Here is a 16,621-nt window from a genome sequence, read left to right on the forward strand (position 1 = left end):
TAAAAATGCTCTGTTTTCCGGATAAAAACCAATGAAACCTTTGGCAGTTGGCATAAAGAGAACTTATCCATGAAAATGTCCCGCCAGTTCCCCCTGAACGCCCTGCGCGTGTTCGAAGCCGCCGCCCGGCATCTCAGCTTCACCAAGGCCGGTGAGGAACTGGGTATGACGCAGACGGCGGTCAGCTATCAGGTGAAACTGCTGGAAGAGAATGTTGGCGAGCCGCTTTTCATCAGAAAGGCGCGGCAGGTTGTGCTGACCGAGGCCGGGCAGAAACTGGCGCCGAAAGTTGCGGAAGCCTTCAACACTTTACGGGAGGCCGTCGACAATGTCCGTGACACCTCTGACTCCACCCTGACCATTCACTCCACCGCGACTTTCGCATCGCGCTGGCTTTCGCGGCATCTGGGAGCTTTCCAGCTTGAACATCCCTCGATCGCCGTACGGCTCGACACATCAAGCGCATTGATCGATTTTACGCAGTCCGATTGCGATGTCGCCATCCGCTGGAGCAGCGACGATGGCAAAGGACTGATCTATCATCAGTTGCTGCGGGGCGTTTACACGCCGATGCTGCATCCGAACCTTGCCGAAAGCATCGGCGGATTGAAAAAGCCGGAGGATCTTCTGCGCCTGCGCATCATCGATCCGGGTGACATCTGGTGGAGCCAATGGTTCCGGGAAGTCGGCATCGAAAATCCGGGCCTCGACCGTTATCCGCGCAGCCGCCTCAGCGTGCAGGCTTTCGAAGCCGCAGCGGCAATTGCCAGCCAGGGGGTAGCCATGCTCACCCCTGAACTTTATGCGGACGAGATTGCCCTCGGCCGCCTTTATCAGCCCTTCGAGCACCTCAGCAACGAAGGTAAGAACTACTGGCTCGTCTACCCTGAAAACCGCAGGAACATTCGCAAGATAAGGCTGTTTCGCGACTGGATACTGAAGCGGATCGACGAAAACCGGCCGCAAACATCTCAATACCCCATATCAGGCGCATAAAAGCAGCGCGGCGTGTCCTCGTCCGGGAACAGACAGAGATGATATTCTCCATCCTCGGATCGTCTTGCCTCACGCTGCGACCAGCTGAAGACATGGCGCCGCGTTACCAGACGATGATCGCCGGGCGCAAGCGAGACCTCGTAACCATCCTGCGTGACACGAACACTTCGCGTAGGGATCATCTGGCAATCGCCGGTTTCGGCGTCGCCATTGCAGCAGTAGCTTTCATATTTGAACCCCTTGTGGGATTCATGCGCAAGCGCCGTGGCGTTGAACGCCATCAGCAGGAAAAGAACTGTCAGAACAAGGCGCATCGGCACGGTCTCCGTTGAAAACAACGGCGGCTGCCGGAAGGTCATTGCGTCACTTCATTCAAAATCCAAGCATCAACGCATACCCGGACGCAACGGCACCGGGAACTGCAACACCTGCCCCTGATCTGCCCCCGCCCCCAGGGTTCGCAGCACCCGCTTTCGGAATGAACCGCCAGCGAAAACATGTCATTGAAGCCCTGCGCCTCTGACCGAAAACCGGAAAGAACATGCGCAACATAAATGTGTCAGAGTGCCCTTCGAAGCGTCCTTTCGGACGCAGGTCGCTCCAAGGCCCCGCAGCCCAATAGTTTTGCACATCAGCAGACTGCTCAACGGATAATAGCTGAGTCGCGTTAGCCAGCTAAGCACAAACTCAGCGGCAGGACGGCTCCTTTACGATTGGGCGGGGCCGGAAGCGGGGCGTCGCCGCGCCTGCGCCAAAGTTGTGGACACGAGCGTACGGGATTGTGAACAATCATCGTGCGGTGTTTGCTTTTCCCTTTCCTAACGGTCAAATTTCTCGCAAGGTGCGCTGCACAAGGATCAGGGGAACCGAATGTACGAATATGCCATTGCGTGGGAATGGATGGCCTTTGCCGTCCGCTGGCTCCACGTCATCACCGCCATCGCCTGGATCGGCTCGTCCTTCTATTTCATCGCGCTCGATCTTGGGCTGGTCAAACGGCCGCATCTGCCGCCGGGGGCCTATGGCGAGGAGTGGCAGGTGCATGGCGGCGGCTTTTACCACATCCAGAAATATCTGGTCGCCCCGGCCCAGATGCCCGAACACCTGACATGGTTCAAATGGGAAAGCTACGTCACCTGGCTGTCCGGCTTTGCCATGCTGTGCATCGTTTATTACGGCGGCGCCGACCTTTTCCTCATCGACCATTCGGTGCTGGCGCTCACCCAGTTCCAGGCCATCTGTCTGTCGCTGGCATCGCTTGCTGTCGGCTGGCTGTTTTACGATTTCCTCTGCAAATCGCCGCTTGGCAACAACACCTGGGGCCTGATGGTGGTGCTTTACGTCGCGCTGGTGGCGATGGCGTGGGGCTATACGCAGGTCTTCACCGGCCGCGCCGCCTTCCTGCATCTCGGCGCTTTTACCGCCACCATCATGTCGGCGAATGTGTTCTTCATCATCATTCCCAATCAGAAGATCGTCGTTGCCGACCTGATCGCCGGGCGCACGCCGGACCCGAAATATGGCCGCATCGCCAAACAGCGCTCGTTGCACAACAACTACCTGACGCTGCCCGTCATCTTCTTCATGCTGTCGAACCACTATCCGCTGGCCTTTGCGACCGAGTTCAACTGGATCATCGCAGCACTCGTCTTCCTGATGGGCGTCACCATCCGCCACTGGTTCAACACCACCCATGCCCGCAAGGGCAAGCCGACATGGACCTGGCTGCTGACCGCGCTCATCTTCATCGTCATCATGTGGCTTTCCACCGTGCCGAAGGTGCTGACCGGCGAAGAAGAACAGAAGGCGGCAACGCTTTCGCCGATGCAGCAGCAATTCGTCAGCGACGCCCATTTCGCGAGCGCCCGCGATGTCGTTCAAGGTCGCTGTTCCATGTGCCACGCCGCCGAGCCGGTGTGGGAAGGCGTGCCCTTCACACCGAAATCTGTGAAGCTCGAAACCGACGCGCAGATCGCCGCACACGCCCGCGAAATCTATTTGCAAGCCGGCCGCAGCCATGCCATGCCTCCCGGCAACATCACCGCCATCACCCCGCAGGAGCGCAAAGTGCTGACCGCATGGTACGAAAGCGCCGTTTCCTCGGGCAAAGACGCCAAGGAAAAAACCGAATGAGCATGGTTCTGCTGCGTGGCCGCCTGTTAAGCTTCCGCCGCGCGCCGCTCGCAATCGACGATACGCAAAGCTATCTCCACATCGAGGATGGCGGCCTGCTTATCGAAAACGGCAAGATCGCCGCCATTGGCGACTATGCCGATATTCGCAAGCAGGCACCTGATGACATTGAGGAGAAGGACCACCGCCCTCATCTCATCGTGCCGGGCTTGATCGACATGCACCTGCATTTCCCGCAGATGCAGGTCATCGGCTCCTATGCCGCCAACCTTCTGGAATGGCTGAATACCTATACTTTCCCGGAAGAATGCCGTTTCGTCGAAAGCGCGCATGCCCAGCGCATCGCCACACATTTTTACGATGAGCTTCTGCGCCACGGCACCACCACGGCTGTCGCCTATTGCTCCGTGCACAAGACCTCAGCCGATGCGTTTTTCACTGAGGCCCTGAAGCGCGGCATGCTGATGGTGGGCGGCAAGGTGATGATGGACCGCAACGCCCCGCAGGGCCTGCTGGACACGCCGGAAACCTCCTATGACGAGACCCGGGCCGTCATCGCCGACTGGCACGGCAAGGGCCGCAACCACGTCGCCATCACGCCCCGCTTCGCCATCACCTCTACGCCGAAACAGATGGAAGCAGCCCAGGCGCTGGCGCAGGAATTTCCCGATCTCTTCATCCAGACGCATCTTTCCGAAAATCTGGACGAGATCAAATATACCTGCGAGCTTTACCCGGAAGCGACCGATTACACCGACATCTATGTGCGTTACGGCCTGATGGGCAACAAGACCCTGCTCGGCCACGCCATCCACCTCTCGGAACGTGAGGCGGACGTGCTGTCGGAAACCGGTGCAGTCGCCGTGCATTGCCCCACATCGAACCTCTTCATCGGCTCCGGCCTCTTCCCGATGAAAAAGCTGCAACGGCGCGAAAAGCCGGTGCGCATCGCAGTCGCGACCGATATCGGCGGCGGATCGAGCTATTCCATGCTGCGCACCATGGATGAGGCCTACAAGATCCAGCAATTGCTGGGCGAACGACTGAACCCGCTGGAAAGCTGGTATCTGATGACGCGCGGCAACGCCGAAGCGCTTTCCATGGTCGACCGCATCGGCACGCTGGACGTCGGCACGGATGCCGACATCACGGTTCTCAACGCCTCTTCCACGCCCGCCATGGCGCTGAAGATGGAAGTGGTGAAAAGCCTGACCGAAGAACTGTTCCTGATGCTGACCATGGGCGACGACCGCACAGTCGTCGAGACCTACGTCGCCGGCAAGGCGATGAAAAGCGCGCTTGCATAGTTCGGTTTAGGCCGAAACATCAGGTCGTGGCCTCATCTATATCAGTACATATTGAAACGAGCGGGCGTCGCCTGTTTTTCTCTCCCCGCCGGGGAGAAGAAACAGGCCGCACTCGCCCGTTTCATATGATTGCCTGACAGCCCAAGTCAGCCGAAATGCGAATGACCTCTGGAGTGCGCCGTGCCGGATTTTGAGACAACCACAACGCTCTTGATTGTCGCCACATTCATCGTCGCGGGCGTCGTCAAGGGCGTCACCGGCATGGGCCTGCCTACCGTTGCCATGGGCGTTCTCGGCCTTTTCATGCCGCCGGTCGTTGCAGCTGGCCTGCTCATTCTGCCCTCCTTCATCACCAATATCTGGCAATTGCTGGCCGGACCCGATTTCAAGGCGATTGTCTCGCGACTATGGCCGATGATGATCGCCATTGCCGTCGGCACGCTTCTTGGCATCCGGCTGATGACATCAGGCACCGGCGTCTGGACCACCTCGGCGCTCGGATTGTGCCTCGCGGCCTACGCAGCCTACAGCCTTCTTGCAAAGCCCTTCGCCGTTCCCGCAAGGCTGGAACCGAAACTCTCCCCGGCCGTCGGGCTGGCGACCGGCCTTCTGACCGGCGGCACCGGAATTTTCGTGGTCCCCGCCGTGCCCTATATCCAGTCGCTTGGCTTCAGCCGCGACGATCTCGTGCAGGCGCTTGGCCTGTCCTTCACCGTTTCCACCGTTGCGCTTGCTGCCGGCCTTGCCTCTCAGGACGCCTTCCGCGTCGAGCACATGTCGCTTTCCGCACTCGCCGTCCTGCCAGCGCTTCTCGGCATGTGGCTTGGTCAGAATATCCGCCGCATCGTCACTCCCGCGACATTCAGGCGCTGGTTCCTAATCTGCCTGCTTATGCTAGGTGGTGAATTGTTCCTGCGGGCTTTCTGGAGTTGATTCAAGCGCAGTCGAACCGTCACCGCTTCAGAGGCGCAATCAGATTATAGGCGACAATTTCTTCGTCTTCCGTCCCCTCATTGTAAATCTTCGCCACCGTGGCGCGCAGATCCGGCGAATAAACCGCTGTCCATCGTTCTTCCTCTTTGCCGTTTTTACGAATGTCGTAGGTCACATAAAACACCTCATAATTGCAGAATTTAATCGGAAAGGCGCGCCGCTTCGTAACTGCAAGGGTCAGTGACCACTTATCCTCGATTTTGATAGTTTCGAGCGGCAGAAATTCAAAAGTGCGTCGAGCGCCAACTTTCAGAGGCCAGAATGCTTCCAGATTTGACGTAAAGTGCTGGCTGTAATTGCCGTCATCGCCCGAACGCGCCAGCTCGATTAACCCCCGAAAGAGAAAAAGCCTCTGTTTGCCTGCGCCTTGAAAATCATTCTCCACCAAGACGATCGGTCCGGATCGCCTGAATTCGCTGCGCACCTGACCGTGGGCAAGAACAAACTCATCTCCATCATTTTTACCGGAGGGGCACTCGGCGGCGAAAACAATCGCGGGCGAAATAAGAACTGCGATAAGTAATCTGAGCAAATAATTTAACATATTAAAATACGCTATTATTTGAGAAACCATCTGAATTATTATCGAAATACAGTATATTTCAAGCATAATTCCTAGCCATTTGCGAGTGCAAAAAGCACTGCTGCAAAGACGATTGCCATCGCGTAAACGCGATTACCATGTTATGTGAAGCCATCATTCAAATGTGAAGGCTTTATCCATGGGCAAAATCCTCACCATAGCGGACCTGAAGAAACAGGCTCAGCGCCGTGTGCCGAAGATGTTTTTCGACTATGCCGATAGCGGCGCCTGGACGGAAGGCACCTACCGCGCCAATGAGGAGGATTTTTCCAAGATAAAGCTACGCCAGCGTGTGCTGGTGGATATGACCGACCGGTCGCTCGCCACCGAAATGATCGGCCAGAAGGTTTCGATGCCGGTGGCGCTCTCCCCCACTGGACTAACCGGCATGCAGCATGCCGATGGCGAGATGCTGGCGGCAAAAGCGGCGGAAGAATTCGGCGTCCCTTTCACGCTTTCCACCATGAGCATCTGCTCCATCGAGGATGTCGCCTCCGTCACCTCCAAACCTTTCTGGTTCCAGCTTTACGTGATGAAGGACCGCGACTTCGTCAATAATCTCATCGATCGCGCCAAAGCCGCCGGATGCTCGGCGCTGGTGCTGACGCTCGACCTGCAAATTCTCGGCCAGCGCCACAAGGACCTGCGCAACGGCCTCTCCGCCCCGCCGAAATTCACCCCGAAACACATCTGGCAGATGGCGACACGGCCAAGATGGTGCCTCGACATGCTGCGCACGCAACGCCGCAGCTTCGGCAATATCGTCGGCCACGCCAAGAACGTCTCCGACCTCTCGTCGCTCTCCTCCTGGACGGCCGAGCAATTCGATCCGCGCCTGTCGTGGAAGGATGTCGAATGGATCAAGGAGCGTTGGGGCGGCAAGCTCATACTCAAGGGCATCCTTGACGAGGAAGATGCGCGCGCCTCGCTCGATACCGGCGCGGACGCCATCATCGTCTCCAACCACGGCGGTCGCCAGCTCGACGGCGCGCATTCCTCGATCGCCATGCTGCCGAGGATCGTCGATGCCGTTGGCGACAGGGTGGAGGTACATATGGACGGCGGCATTCGCTCCGGCCAGGACGTGCTGAAGGCGGTAGCACTTGGCGCCAAGGGCACCTACATCGGCCGCCCGTTCCTCTACGGCCTCGGCGCGGATGGCAAGCAGGGCGTGACGACGGCGCTCGAGATCATCCGCAAGGAAATGGATATCAGCATGGCGCTTTGCGGGAAGCGGCTGATTACGGACGTCGACCGCAGCATTCTGGCGTGATGGTGACGACACGGCATACAACGTAAAGATCGAAGCCGATGCTTCGGTAAGAATATCGCCTTTACGTCGCCTCCCTCAATTTCTGTGCTTGTCACAGGGATCCAGCGAGCCCAAGCCCTTGGGCTGAAAGGACTATTCTCGTCGCGCAGACGCGCGCCGGCTGGATTCCTGTGACAAGAACAGGAATGAGGTGGAGAAGTCCGCTCAATGCCCAATCGTCTTCGAAAACACATTGACGATCACCACCCCGGTCACGATGAACCCAAGACCAACCACCGCAGCAATATCGAGCGTCTGGCGGAACACGAAATAGCCAATGCCGGAAATGAGTACGATGCCAAGCCCGCTCCAGATCGCATAGGCAACGCCGACCGGCAGCGCCCGGAGCGTGAACGACAGGAGATAAAAGGCCGCACCGTAAAACAGAGCCATCAGCACCGTCGGCAACAGCTTGGTGAATTGCTGCGATTGCTGCAGAAAGGAAGTTGCGATGACCTCGCAGACGATAGCCGCGACAAGCGCCCCATAAGTCAAAACAGCCGCGTTCATCGTTCCACTTCCTTTTTCGTCTGGGCGATCATCCGGGCCCTCAGAGCCGCCCTGTCGCCACCCGCTTTACCGTCGTCGGCCAGTAGATCGGCAAACCAGATGCCGTCAGCCGCAAGCCGCACCATCTCCAGGACCACCCCATCATCCGTTTCTTTATGACGGGCAAGGCGCCCCTCAATCCAGCTGTTCCACATGCGCCGAAGCGACGGTTCACCGACCATGGAAACCGAGATCGCTGCCCATTGCCTGCCCGAATCCCTGCCCCGATCCGAGAAAACCGCGTTCACATATGCCCTTGTGAAGCTCCCAAAAGCTTCACAATCATGTGAGATGAGGTCGTCGATCTCAGTGTCCAGAGCCGCCAGAAGGTCAGTCATCACCGCTTCCAGCAGCACCTGCTTGGAGGGAAAATGATGAAACAACCCACCCTTCGTCACCCCGGCGGCATCGGCCACTGCCTGCACGGAAAGCGCCGCAACCCCCTGCTCGGCAGCGAGTTTCGCCGCGCAATCGAGAAGATTCCGGCGCACGATCTCAGGCTGCTTTTTGCGTTCATGTGCATTTGTCATGGTCTAAAACATACCGGATGGTTGGTTTCTTTGCAAGGAAATTGTGAGGGCGACGGCCGACTTGAATTTCATACTTAATTAAGCATGAAAGCGATCTCTAAAGTTTTAGCGGTTTTGTTGCCGGAAAGTGTCAGTAAAACTTCGCCCATCGCGGCGATCGAACATAAAGGGGTGGACCATGTCGGGAACGATCAAACGGGGAATGGCGGGCGCATGGGTATTCGCACTCGCCTTCTTTTGCGCGATCCTCTCATTGCAGGCATCGCCTGCGCAGGCCGGTTATGCCCATTTCATCATGGATGCCAATACCGGCAAGGTCCTCGCCGCGCAGAACGCCGATGTGCTGAACCACCCGGCATCGCTGACCAAGATGATGACGCTCTACATGACCTTCGAGGCGTTGCACGCCGGCCGAATTCGCTGGGACCAGAAGATAAGGATGTCCAGGAACGGCGCAGCCGTCATCCCCTCGAAGCTTTATGTGCGTGAGGGCCAGACGTTTACGGTGCGCGAAGCCGTCTACGGCATGATCGTCAAATCCGCCAATGACATGGCGGAAGGCATGGGTGACCATCTCGGTGGGTCCGAGGCACAATTTGCGCAGATGATGACCCGTAAGGCCCGCCAGCTTGGCATGACCAAGACGGTTTTCCGCAACGCCTCCGGCCTGCCCAGCAAATCGCAGGTGACGACGGCGCGCGACATGGCAAAACTCGGCCTTGCGCTGCAGCGCGACTTTCCGAAAGAATACGGCCTCTTTGCCATGGAATCCTTCAGCTTCCGGGGCAAGCGCATCCGTGGCCACAATAATCTGATGTATCGCTATCAGGGCATGGACGGCATCAAGACCGGTTACACCAATGCGTCGGGCTTCAACCTCGTCAGCGCCATCAATCACAATGGCCGCCGTGTCGTTGGCGTCGTGCTGGGGGGCAAGACCGCGCGCAGCCGCGATGCGCAGATGGCTGCTCTGCTGGACAAGGCGATGCCGCAGGCCTCGAGAAGCCGTAATACCGAACAGCTCGTGGCAAGCGCCAATGTCAGCCGCACCTTCGATGTGCCGCCCGCAGCCGTCCCTCCGGCAACCGTACCATTGCCGATGTTTGCCGAGCGTCGCGCCGATCCGATCGCCATGCAGATCGCCACGGCGAACAGCCAGATGGCGGATATGATCCAGGTCTCTGCCATTCCGAAACCCGCACCCGCTGCACAAATGACCGGCCAACGCAGCCGCTGGGAAGTGCAGATCGCCGCCACCGACAGCGAAGCTGCCGCCCGCTCGCTGCTCGCCAATGCGCGCTCCAACATCGCCGGCAGCTACTCCGGCATCGCGCCCTATACCGAAGCGGTGCAAAGCGGATCGGCAACGCTCTACCGCGCCCGCTTTACCGGCTTTGAAGACCAGTCCTCGGCGGTTTCCGCCTGTAAGGAGTTGAAGGCGCAGTCTTATGCCTGCGTTGTCATGAACAGCGAAGGGTGAGTTCTACCGCTTGAGCCAACCGTTTTCCAACGCATCGGCCAGATACGGAATGCCGTTGACCTTCGCCATCTCGGCCATGGCAAGATTATCGTAGCGTATCTGCCGGAAATAGACCTGCCAGCCGCGTGCGGTTTCTTCGAGCACGGCATAGCTGGCAAGCGGATGACCGACTTCGACATGATGGTCGAACGGCGTGCCATCCTTCCAGCCGGGGCAGCCGACGCTGCCAGGATTGACGATCAGGCGGCCATCGGAGAGCTGCACGGTGCGGGCGATATGTGTGTGGCCGCACAACATCAGCGGTTGGGTGATGCCATCAGCCATGGCCTCGATTTCGGAAAGCGGTCGCAATTTCAGCACCCCTTCCGTCGAAAGCGTTTCCAGCCAGTATTCCAGATCACCGCGCGGCGAGCCGTGGCAGCAATAGGCGACGTCCTTGAAAACCATGCTGAACGGCAGGGTGTGCAGCCAGTCCAGATGCGCGGCGGTCAGCTGCGCATGCGCCGGCCTCTCCCAGCTGCCCATCTCCTCCGGCGCGCGCTCGATCAATTCGCGATCATGATTGCCGAGAACGCTGGGTATCCAGTTGCCAACCAGCACATCGCCGGTAAAACCCGCTTCCAGCGGACCACTGAAGCAATCACCGAGATTGACGATGTCCTTGATGCCAAGCCTCGCGATATCCTCAAGCACGGCCTCCAGTGCGGCGCAGTTTCCATGAATATCGGCAATGGCGGCAAAGATCATGGCGGTCAGCTTCCTCGATAGGTAGAGTAACTATAGGGCGAAAGCAGAAGCGGCACATGGTAATGGCCGCTCTCGTCGGCAATGCCGAAACGGATGGGGATGATGTCGAGAAACGCGGGTTCCGCCAGGGTGACGCCCTTGCCACGCAGATAATCGCCCGCATGGAAAACCAGCTCGTATTCCCCTGCCTTGAAACTGTCGCCCACAAGTAGCGGCCCGCCATCAACGCGGCCATCGCTATTGGTCTTAACCGTCTTAATCTTCTCGCGACGATCACCCGAGAGCCGGTAAAGCTCGATCGTCAGCCCCTCGGCGGGCGTGCCATGGGCGGCATCGAGGACGTGAGTGGTCAAACCGGTCATAGGCTGGGCTCCGCGATCATGTAGGGCGCATCGAAAAAATGCTCTTCCAGATTGTTGCCCGGCCCCTCGCGATCGGCAACCAGAAAATCCGAAATCGCCTGCAACGGCATCAACGGGTAATGCCATACGTTGCGGCGGTAATTCACGCCCTGATCCCCGCGCGCCAGAAAAGCCTGCGGCCGACCAGGCTTGCCGCCCTCGTCCTCGGCAACGACGACAAGGAAAGGCCTGCCGGACAGCGGCGAGAAACTCTGGCTGCCGAACGGATGCCGCTCCATCATCTCGATTGTATGGGGAAAGGTACGCGGCTGTCCGCGGAAAATATTGAGGATGATGCGCGCACCCTCGCCCGCTGCCTCGGGTACCGCAAGCGCATGATGCCGCTCGGTCTGGCCGCCATTGATGTGGCGCATGGAAGAGGGTGTAATTTCGATCACATCACCGAAGGATGCGAACGCCTCTTTGGTGAGAGGCTTGATCTCGAGAAAATCAGTCAAATGTCATTCACCTTGGGCATGCCAGTTTCGGAGGAGTGAGAGACGCGCCTGCAAATCCGGAATGCTCTGCGTTATCGTTTTCCAGACCACCGAGAGTTCCGCCCGGAAATAATCATGCACGATCAGATTGCGCATACCCTTCATCTTTATCCAGGGGATTTCCGGGTGCTGCTGTAAAAACGCGGGGTAATACTTGTCCAGTTTTGCGACCGCCTCGCCAATCAGGGCAAGGCACATCATCACCGCCATCTGGGTTCGCGTATCGGAAGAAAAAGTGGCCTCATCCATATCCTGAATGAAATCCCGTATTCGGGAGGCGGCAACATCCATCTCCTTCAGGTAGAGCAGAAGTCGATCCGTACTCATACTGCCTTGGCTTCCATCAGAACACGCGCCCGGATATCCGAGTGCAGGCCGCCTGAGGTGACGACGTCAACCTCGACACCGAGGATAGTCTTCAGTTCCTCCAGCAATCCGCCAAGATCGAACAGAGTGGTCCCCGGCAACGCATCCACCAGAATATCCAGATCGCTGTCCGGCCTGTCTTCGCCACGGGCGACGGAACCGAACACGCGCGGGTTTGCCGCGTTGAAGCGCTTCGTCGCTTCGCGGATCGCTTCCCTGTTCTTTTCCAGCACCTCGGAGGGTCTCATGGCCTCAATCTCCAGATAGCACGAGTATAGCGGAACGACCGCCGCTCGCCAATTCAGCCCTCGGGCAGCATCGAGGAAAGGCGCAGCCAGGCGATCTTTTCCACCTGCGCCGTCGCCGTCGCAAATTCTGTCGCCGCATCATTGCCGATACGCGTCTCGAAGGCGGAGAGAATATCGTGCCTGTTCAGCCCCTTGACCGCAATGATGAACGGAAAGCCGAATTTTTGCGTATAGGCGGAGTTCAGCTCGGAAAAGCGCGCATGCTCCTCGGGCGAAAGCCGGTCAAGCCCTGCGCCCGCCTGTTCATTGCGGCTATCGGCGGTCAACTCACCTGCTATTGCGAGCTTGCCGGCAAGATCAGGATGCGCGCGCAAAACACCCAGCCGTTCCGCTTCGGAGGCGGCACGAAACTGCGCGCATAATGCGCCATGAACCGCCTTCGCCGTTAACTCCAGACCTGCGCCTCCGACATCATAGGCCCGTTCGGCGATAAAAGGCGAATGTTCGAACACACCGCCGAAACGGCTGACAAATTCATCCCGCGTCAGCATCAGAGCGTTCCCGGCTTGTGGTTTTCATGCCAGTGACGAGCGATCTCGATACGCTGCGGGATCCACACCTTTTCATGGCCCAGCACATATTCGATGAAACGGCGAAGGGCTGCGGCGCGGCCGGGACGGCCGACGAGACGGCAATGCAGGCCGACGCTCATCATCTTCGGCGCGCCTTCAAGCCCTTCCTGATAAAGAACGTCGAAAGCGTCTTTCAGATAGGCGAAGAACTGGTCGCCGGAATTGAAACCCTGCGGCGTGGCGAAACGCATATCATTGGTGTCGAGCGTGTAGGGAATGATCAGGAACGGTTCATCCTGCAATCCCTTCACCCAATAGGGCAGATCGTCGGCATAGGAATCGGACGAATAGAGAAAACCACCCTCTTCCATGACGAGACGCAACGTATTGTCGGAAGGCTTGCCCTGATACATGCCAAAGGGGCGCTCGCCCGTCAGCTCCGTATGCAGGCGCACGGCTTCGGCAATATGCTTTCGCTCTTCCTCCTCGGAAAAATCCTTGTATTCCAGCCAGCGATAACCGTGGCTGGCGATTTCCCAACCCGCTTCCTTCATTGCCGCAACGGCTTGCGGGTTGCGCGCCATGGCAGCGGTCACGCCATAAACAGTTGTGGTGACGCCGAGATCGGTGAACATGCGCCACAGCCGCCAGAAACCGGCGCGTGAGCCATATTCGTAGATCGATTCCATGTTCAGGTTGCGCTGGCCGGGCCAGGGCTGCGCGCCGACGATTTCCGACAGCAGCGATTCCGACGCCTTGTCGTTGTCGAGAATGCAGCTTTCGCCGCCCTCTTCGTAATTGATGACGAATTGCACGGCGATGCGTGCGCCGCCCGGCCATTTCGGATCGGGACTATTGCGGCCGTAGCCCACCAGATTGCGGGAGTAATTCTCGGAAATCATTCAGCCACCCAAAACACCTCTCCCGACGCGGAACCCGCTTCTGGAAGACATGAGCAAAACAACCATCCGAAGGTGTCTGCCCGACACGGGTAAACACGACACGCTTCAGACATGCGATGCACGGACGGTAGCATCCGCATTCGGAATGTCGAGAGCAATTTTGCCGACATTCCGATGCTTTTTTGTGTACGATTTCTGTGGGGCGCTTCTCAGGCGATCTTTCGGGCGGAAACACGACCCATGGGGTGCAGCGAGTGCACCCGGAAAGGCGCACCGGGTTCATCCTCGATGAAAAGCGCAAGGCTGGAAAATGACAGAGGCCGAGTGAGCAGCGGCTCGAAAACCTTGCGCACGGCACGCTCGATCCTCTGGCTGCTGGAAGGCTCGACACCGCCCGTCAGCGACATCTGAAAACGGAACTCGTCCATCACATGCGGACTGCCCCAGCGATGCAGATTGGTCAGCTGCGAAGCCGAAAGCCGGTCGGGATCCGCCCGCTCGATTTCCGCCTCGGAGAGCGGCGCGCGGTAGCGGTCGAATTCCTGCACCACACGGGCTGCGAAAAAATTCAGCACTTCGCAGGGGCGCTCGGGAACGAGGCTGAAGACATTGTCATGCCGCGCCACTATAAGTTGTGGCAGCATGAAGGGGTCCTGCCTGCCGGAAAAATACATCAGGTCGCGCAACAACGCGGCCTCGGAATGACCTTCGGCAAGACGGAACGGGGCTTTTATGGTGCCGTGGAAACCATAACGGCGCGGCAGGGCAGTATGGTAGGAAATCTCCTGCATGCCGAGATCGATCGTGCCCGGCGGCTCCACCGCATGGCCTGAATAGGCATCGCGTCCCAGCCACGCGGCAGCCGCCTGCGTCAGCGGGTCGTTGGGGGAAGGCGTGAAATGGATGGCGTATCGCATGCGCTATCACCTCGCCGCAAATGCGGCCAAACGGGGCTCTTTGCAGGCCAGCAAGTAAGCGATTTGCGTGACAGATTAACGACGTGGACCAAACTAATCAGAAGTTTCTAAAGTCCGGACGGCAATACTCACGTGTTCTTGAAGGCGAAAACCGGAAGGCACGTCCGGCGTGTGGCCACACACGGCCTGCAACGCAGCATCTGCAAGATAGTGGGCAAGGCCGAAGCTGACCTTGAAGCCGCCCGATAACGCCACGAGCCGCGGATATTCGGAAAGTGTACCCACCATCGGGTCCCGTCCAACCGCCTTCGGCCGCAACCCGGCCCAGCGTTCGATCACCGGCGCACGGCCAAGCGACGGCACCACGGCGCATGCATCCGCGAGCAATTTTTCCAGCTTTTCGTCGGTGCTGAATGGATCGGAAAAACAATCTTCGCTGGTACTGCCGATGGCGACGGTGCCATCCTCATGCGGCACGATGTAGAGGCCGTTCAGAAAAACGACCGGCATGGCCGGATCGGCCGCAGCATCCAGAAGGGCGGCCTGCCCCTTCACCGCCTGTCCAAGCACAATGCCGGGTTCCAGACCTATGGCATCGCGGATCAGCGTGAAGGAACCATGGCCGTTGGCGACGATGACATGATCGAAGGCGACCTCGTCGCCCGACGACAGCACCGCCCGCCCTTTATCCGGATCGAGCGAGACGACGCGGCACTGTTCCGCCACCCGCACATGCCGGGCGTTGCGGAGGAAAGCCGACAGAAGGGCGATCATCGCCCGGGGAGAAACCCTTGCAGCCAGCGTATCCAGCACGAAGCCCGCTTGTCCCGCCGCATCGTCCACCCATCCGGCAACGGAAGGGCTGTCACCGACATGCCAGTGGAACCGGCGCCCGTCTGAAACCCAGTTTTCCCCGGCATCCCGCTCGTGCCGTGCGGCAATGCTGCGCAAATGTGGTTTCGGCAGGGGAATGATCCGGCCGCAGCGCCGGTAACCGGCGGAAAGCCCGGTCTCGGCTTCCAACTCGGCGATCTGTTTTTCCAGCGCAACGAGAGCGTCGAACTGGAATTGCTTCTTGTCCGACCAGCGGTCCGGCATATGCGGCATCAGTGCGCCCAACAGCCCGCCGCTTGCACCATCTCCAAGACGGCCCGCTTCCAGCAGCAGGGCGTTTATGCCCATCCTCTCTGCCTTGACGGCAGCCCACAGCCCCATAATGCCGCCACCGACGATGAGGAGCGGCACCGAGCCAGGCAATCTTGGCGCTCGCAATCTTGGTGATTGACCAGATTCGAAAGCGGGACTATCGGCATTAGTCATGACACATTCCAAGGAAAACACCGCAGATATCGGTTCGGCAGCCGACAATCCGCCCGCCGCGCTCGACTGGCGTGAGGGGGATATGCCCTATTCGCTAGCCTTTGACGATCATTTTTATTGCCAGACGGATGGCAGGCTGGAATGCGGCCATGTCTTTCTGTCCGGAAACGGCCTGCCGCAGCGCTGGCTTGAGCGAGAGAGCATCTTCCGCATCGGCGAACTTGGCTTCGGCACCGGTCTCAATCTCTGCGAGACCTGGCGTCAATGGAAAGAGGTGCGCAACGGTCACTCCAAGCTGCATTTCATGTCCTTCGAACTCTACCCGATGAAGGCGGACGAGATCGACCGGGCGCTTTCCCGCTGGCCGGAAGTTGATACCGAACGCAAGGCACTGGTCGCCCGCTGGCCGGCGGACCCGAAAGGCGAGGTCGATATCGAACTGGACGACCAGACGCGCCTGACAGTGGTGTGCGGCGAAGCGCTCACCGGCATTTCCGGCAGAAGCGAAGGCTTCGACGCCTGGTTTCTGGACGGTTTCGCCCCTGCCCGCAATCCCGACATGTGGTCGCTGGAAATCATGCAGACGCTGTTCGGCAAAACGGTACCGGGGGGCACATTCGCCACCTATGCCGCCGCTGGCTTCGTCCGCCGCAACCTCATCGCCGCCGGTTTTGAACTGGAGCGCCGCAAAGGGTTTGCCGGAAAGCGTGAGATGCTGTGCGGCACCAAGCCATCCCACTGAGACGGCTCCCACAGCAGCAACCGGCC

General features: G+C 58.8%; 20 protein-coding genes. 7 read left to right on the forward strand and 13 right to left on the reverse strand.

Annotation, left to right across the window (positions count from 1 at the left end; translation table 11 throughout):
* The first annotated feature begins 69 nt into the window (after positions 1-69).
* Entirely contained in the window at positions 70-996 is a 927-nt protein-coding gene (locus QE432_RS10220; RefSeq protein ID WP_065702281.1) for a LysR substrate-binding domain-containing protein, read from the forward strand.
* On the opposite strand, the gene QE432_RS10225 is transcribed toward QE432_RS10220, so the two are convergent.
* Positions 972-1,310: a hypothetical protein gene (locus tag QE432_RS10225; RefSeq protein ID WP_003513656.1), complete on the reverse strand. Its 339-nt coding sequence runs from the start codon at positions 1,308-1,310 to the stop codon at positions 972-974. The two genes, QE432_RS10220 and QE432_RS10225, sit on opposite strands and share 25 nt — an antisense overlap.
* A gap of 556 nt (positions 1,311-1,866) precedes the next feature.
* On the opposite strand from QE432_RS10225, the gene puuD reads away from it, so the two are divergent.
* From puuD to QE432_RS10240, 3 genes are all read left to right on the forward strand, one after another.
* Positions 1,867-3,129, forward strand: a complete 1,263-nt coding sequence (gene puuD / locus QE432_RS10230; protein ID WP_019565166.1) for a urate hydroxylase PuuD — start codon at positions 1,867-1,869, stop codon at positions 3,127-3,129.
* The gene (gene guaD, locus QE432_RS10235) at positions 3,126-4,436 is read left to right on the forward strand and encodes a guanine deaminase (protein ID WP_306624094.1); all 1,311 of its coding nucleotides are present in this window, start codon (positions 3,126-3,128) and stop codon (positions 4,434-4,436) included. The genes puuD and guaD overlap by 4 nt, the downstream gene beginning before the upstream one ends.
* A gap of 180 nt (positions 4,437-4,616) precedes the next feature.
* Positions 4,617-5,369 carry a sulfite exporter TauE/SafE family protein gene (locus QE432_RS10240; RefSeq protein WP_174042818.1) on the forward strand — a complete coding sequence of 251 codons (753 nt, stop codon included), beginning with the start codon at positions 4,617-4,619 and terminating at the stop codon, positions 5,367-5,369.
* Between the two features lie 19 nt (positions 5,370-5,388).
* On the opposite strand, the gene QE432_RS10245 is transcribed toward QE432_RS10240, so the two are convergent.
* Positions 5,389-6,003, reverse strand: coding sequence for a hypothetical protein (locus tag QE432_RS10245; RefSeq protein ID WP_306624096.1), 615 nt, complete (start codon positions 6,001-6,003; stop codon positions 5,389-5,391).
* Positions 6,004-6,151: 148 nt separating this feature from the next.
* Between QE432_RS10245 and QE432_RS10250 the strand changes: the two genes are divergently transcribed.
* Complete coding sequence (locus QE432_RS10250; RefSeq protein ID WP_003513664.1) at positions 6,152-7,285, forward strand: alpha-hydroxy acid oxidase; 1,134 nt, start codon at positions 6,152-6,154, stop codon at positions 7,283-7,285.
* 204 nt (positions 7,286-7,489) lie between these two features.
* Here QE432_RS10250 and QE432_RS10255 read toward each other — a convergent pair whose 3' ends face one another.
* Positions 7,490-7,834, reverse strand: a complete 345-nt coding sequence (locus QE432_RS10255) for a DMT family transporter (RefSeq protein ID WP_038491907.1) — start codon at positions 7,832-7,834, stop codon at positions 7,490-7,492.
* Positions 7,831-8,403, reverse strand: coding sequence for a TetR/AcrR family transcriptional regulator (locus QE432_RS10260; protein WP_306624099.1), 573 nt, complete (start codon positions 8,401-8,403; stop codon positions 7,831-7,833). The genes QE432_RS10255 and QE432_RS10260 overlap by 4 nt, the downstream gene beginning before the upstream one ends.
* A 202-nt stretch (positions 8,404-8,605) precedes the next feature.
* Between QE432_RS10260 and QE432_RS10265 the strand changes: the two genes are divergently transcribed.
* Positions 8,606-9,883, forward strand: coding sequence for a D-alanyl-D-alanine carboxypeptidase (locus tag QE432_RS10265; protein ID WP_174042842.1), 1,278 nt, complete (start codon positions 8,606-8,608; stop codon positions 9,881-9,883).
* Positions 9,884-9,886: 3 nt separating this feature from the next.
* Here the strand turns inward: QE432_RS10265 and QE432_RS10270 are convergent, their stop codons facing one another.
* The 9 genes from QE432_RS10270 to QE432_RS10310 form a co-directional block, all read right to left on the reverse strand.
* A complete protein-coding gene (locus QE432_RS10270; RefSeq protein WP_003513672.1) occupies positions 9,887-10,630 on the reverse strand; it encodes a metallophosphoesterase family protein in 744 nt (247 codons plus the stop codon).
* Between the two features lie 5 nt (positions 10,631-10,635).
* A complete protein-coding gene (gene uraH, locus QE432_RS10275) occupies positions 10,636-10,992 on the reverse strand; it encodes a hydroxyisourate hydrolase (RefSeq protein WP_003513673.1) in 357 nt (118 codons plus the stop codon).
* Entirely contained in the window at positions 10,989-11,489 is a 501-nt protein-coding gene (locus QE432_RS10280; RefSeq protein ID WP_013636664.1) for an ureidoglycolate lyase, read from the reverse strand. Before QE432_RS10280 ends, uraH begins: the two co-directional genes overlap by 4 nt.
* A gap of 3 nt (positions 11,490-11,492) precedes the next feature.
* Complete coding sequence (locus tag QE432_RS10285; protein ID WP_019565156.1) at positions 11,493-11,855, reverse strand: HepT-like ribonuclease domain-containing protein; 363 nt, start codon at positions 11,853-11,855, stop codon at positions 11,493-11,495.
* A complete protein-coding gene (locus QE432_RS10290) occupies positions 11,852-12,142 on the reverse strand; it encodes a nucleotidyltransferase family protein (RefSeq protein ID WP_003513679.1) in 291 nt (96 codons plus the stop codon). The genes QE432_RS10285 and QE432_RS10290 overlap by 4 nt, the downstream gene beginning before the upstream one ends.
* Positions 12,143-12,195: 53 nt before the next feature.
* The gene (gene uraD, locus QE432_RS10295) at positions 12,196-12,693 is read right to left on the reverse strand and encodes a 2-oxo-4-hydroxy-4-carboxy-5-ureidoimidazoline decarboxylase (protein ID WP_112682163.1); all 498 of its coding nucleotides are present in this window, start codon (positions 12,691-12,693) and stop codon (positions 12,196-12,198) included.
* Positions 12,693-13,616 carry an allantoinase PuuE gene (gene puuE, locus QE432_RS10300; protein WP_003513682.1) on the reverse strand — a complete coding sequence of 308 codons (924 nt, stop codon included), beginning with the start codon at positions 13,614-13,616 and terminating at the stop codon, positions 12,693-12,695. Before puuE ends, uraD begins: the two co-directional genes overlap by 1 nt.
* A 209-nt stretch (positions 13,617-13,825) precedes the next feature.
* Positions 13,826-14,533 carry a DUF1045 domain-containing protein gene (locus QE432_RS10305; protein ID WP_065702275.1) on the reverse strand — a complete coding sequence of 236 codons (708 nt, stop codon included), beginning with the start codon at positions 14,531-14,533 and terminating at the stop codon, positions 13,826-13,828.
* Between the two features lie 93 nt (positions 14,534-14,626).
* Positions 14,627-15,853 (reverse strand): NAD(P)/FAD-dependent oxidoreductase, encoded by a 1,227-nt coding sequence (locus QE432_RS10310; RefSeq protein WP_174061015.1) that lies wholly within the window; start codon positions 15,851-15,853, stop codon positions 14,627-14,629.
* Between QE432_RS10310 and mnmD the strand changes: the two genes are divergently transcribed.
* Positions 15,852-16,595 carry a tRNA (5-methylaminomethyl-2-thiouridine)(34)-methyltransferase MnmD gene (mnmD, locus tag QE432_RS10315; protein WP_112752047.1) on the forward strand — a complete coding sequence of 248 codons (744 nt, stop codon included), beginning with the start codon at positions 15,852-15,854 and terminating at the stop codon, positions 16,593-16,595. The two genes, QE432_RS10310 and mnmD, sit on opposite strands and share 2 nt — an antisense overlap.
* The last annotated feature ends 26 nt before the right edge of the window (positions 16,596-16,621 follow it).

The organism is Agrobacterium sp. SORGH_AS_0745, assembly GCF_030818995.1.
GTDB classification, from domain to species: Bacteria; Pseudomonadota; Alphaproteobacteria; order Rhizobiales; family Rhizobiaceae; genus Agrobacterium; species Agrobacterium tumefaciens.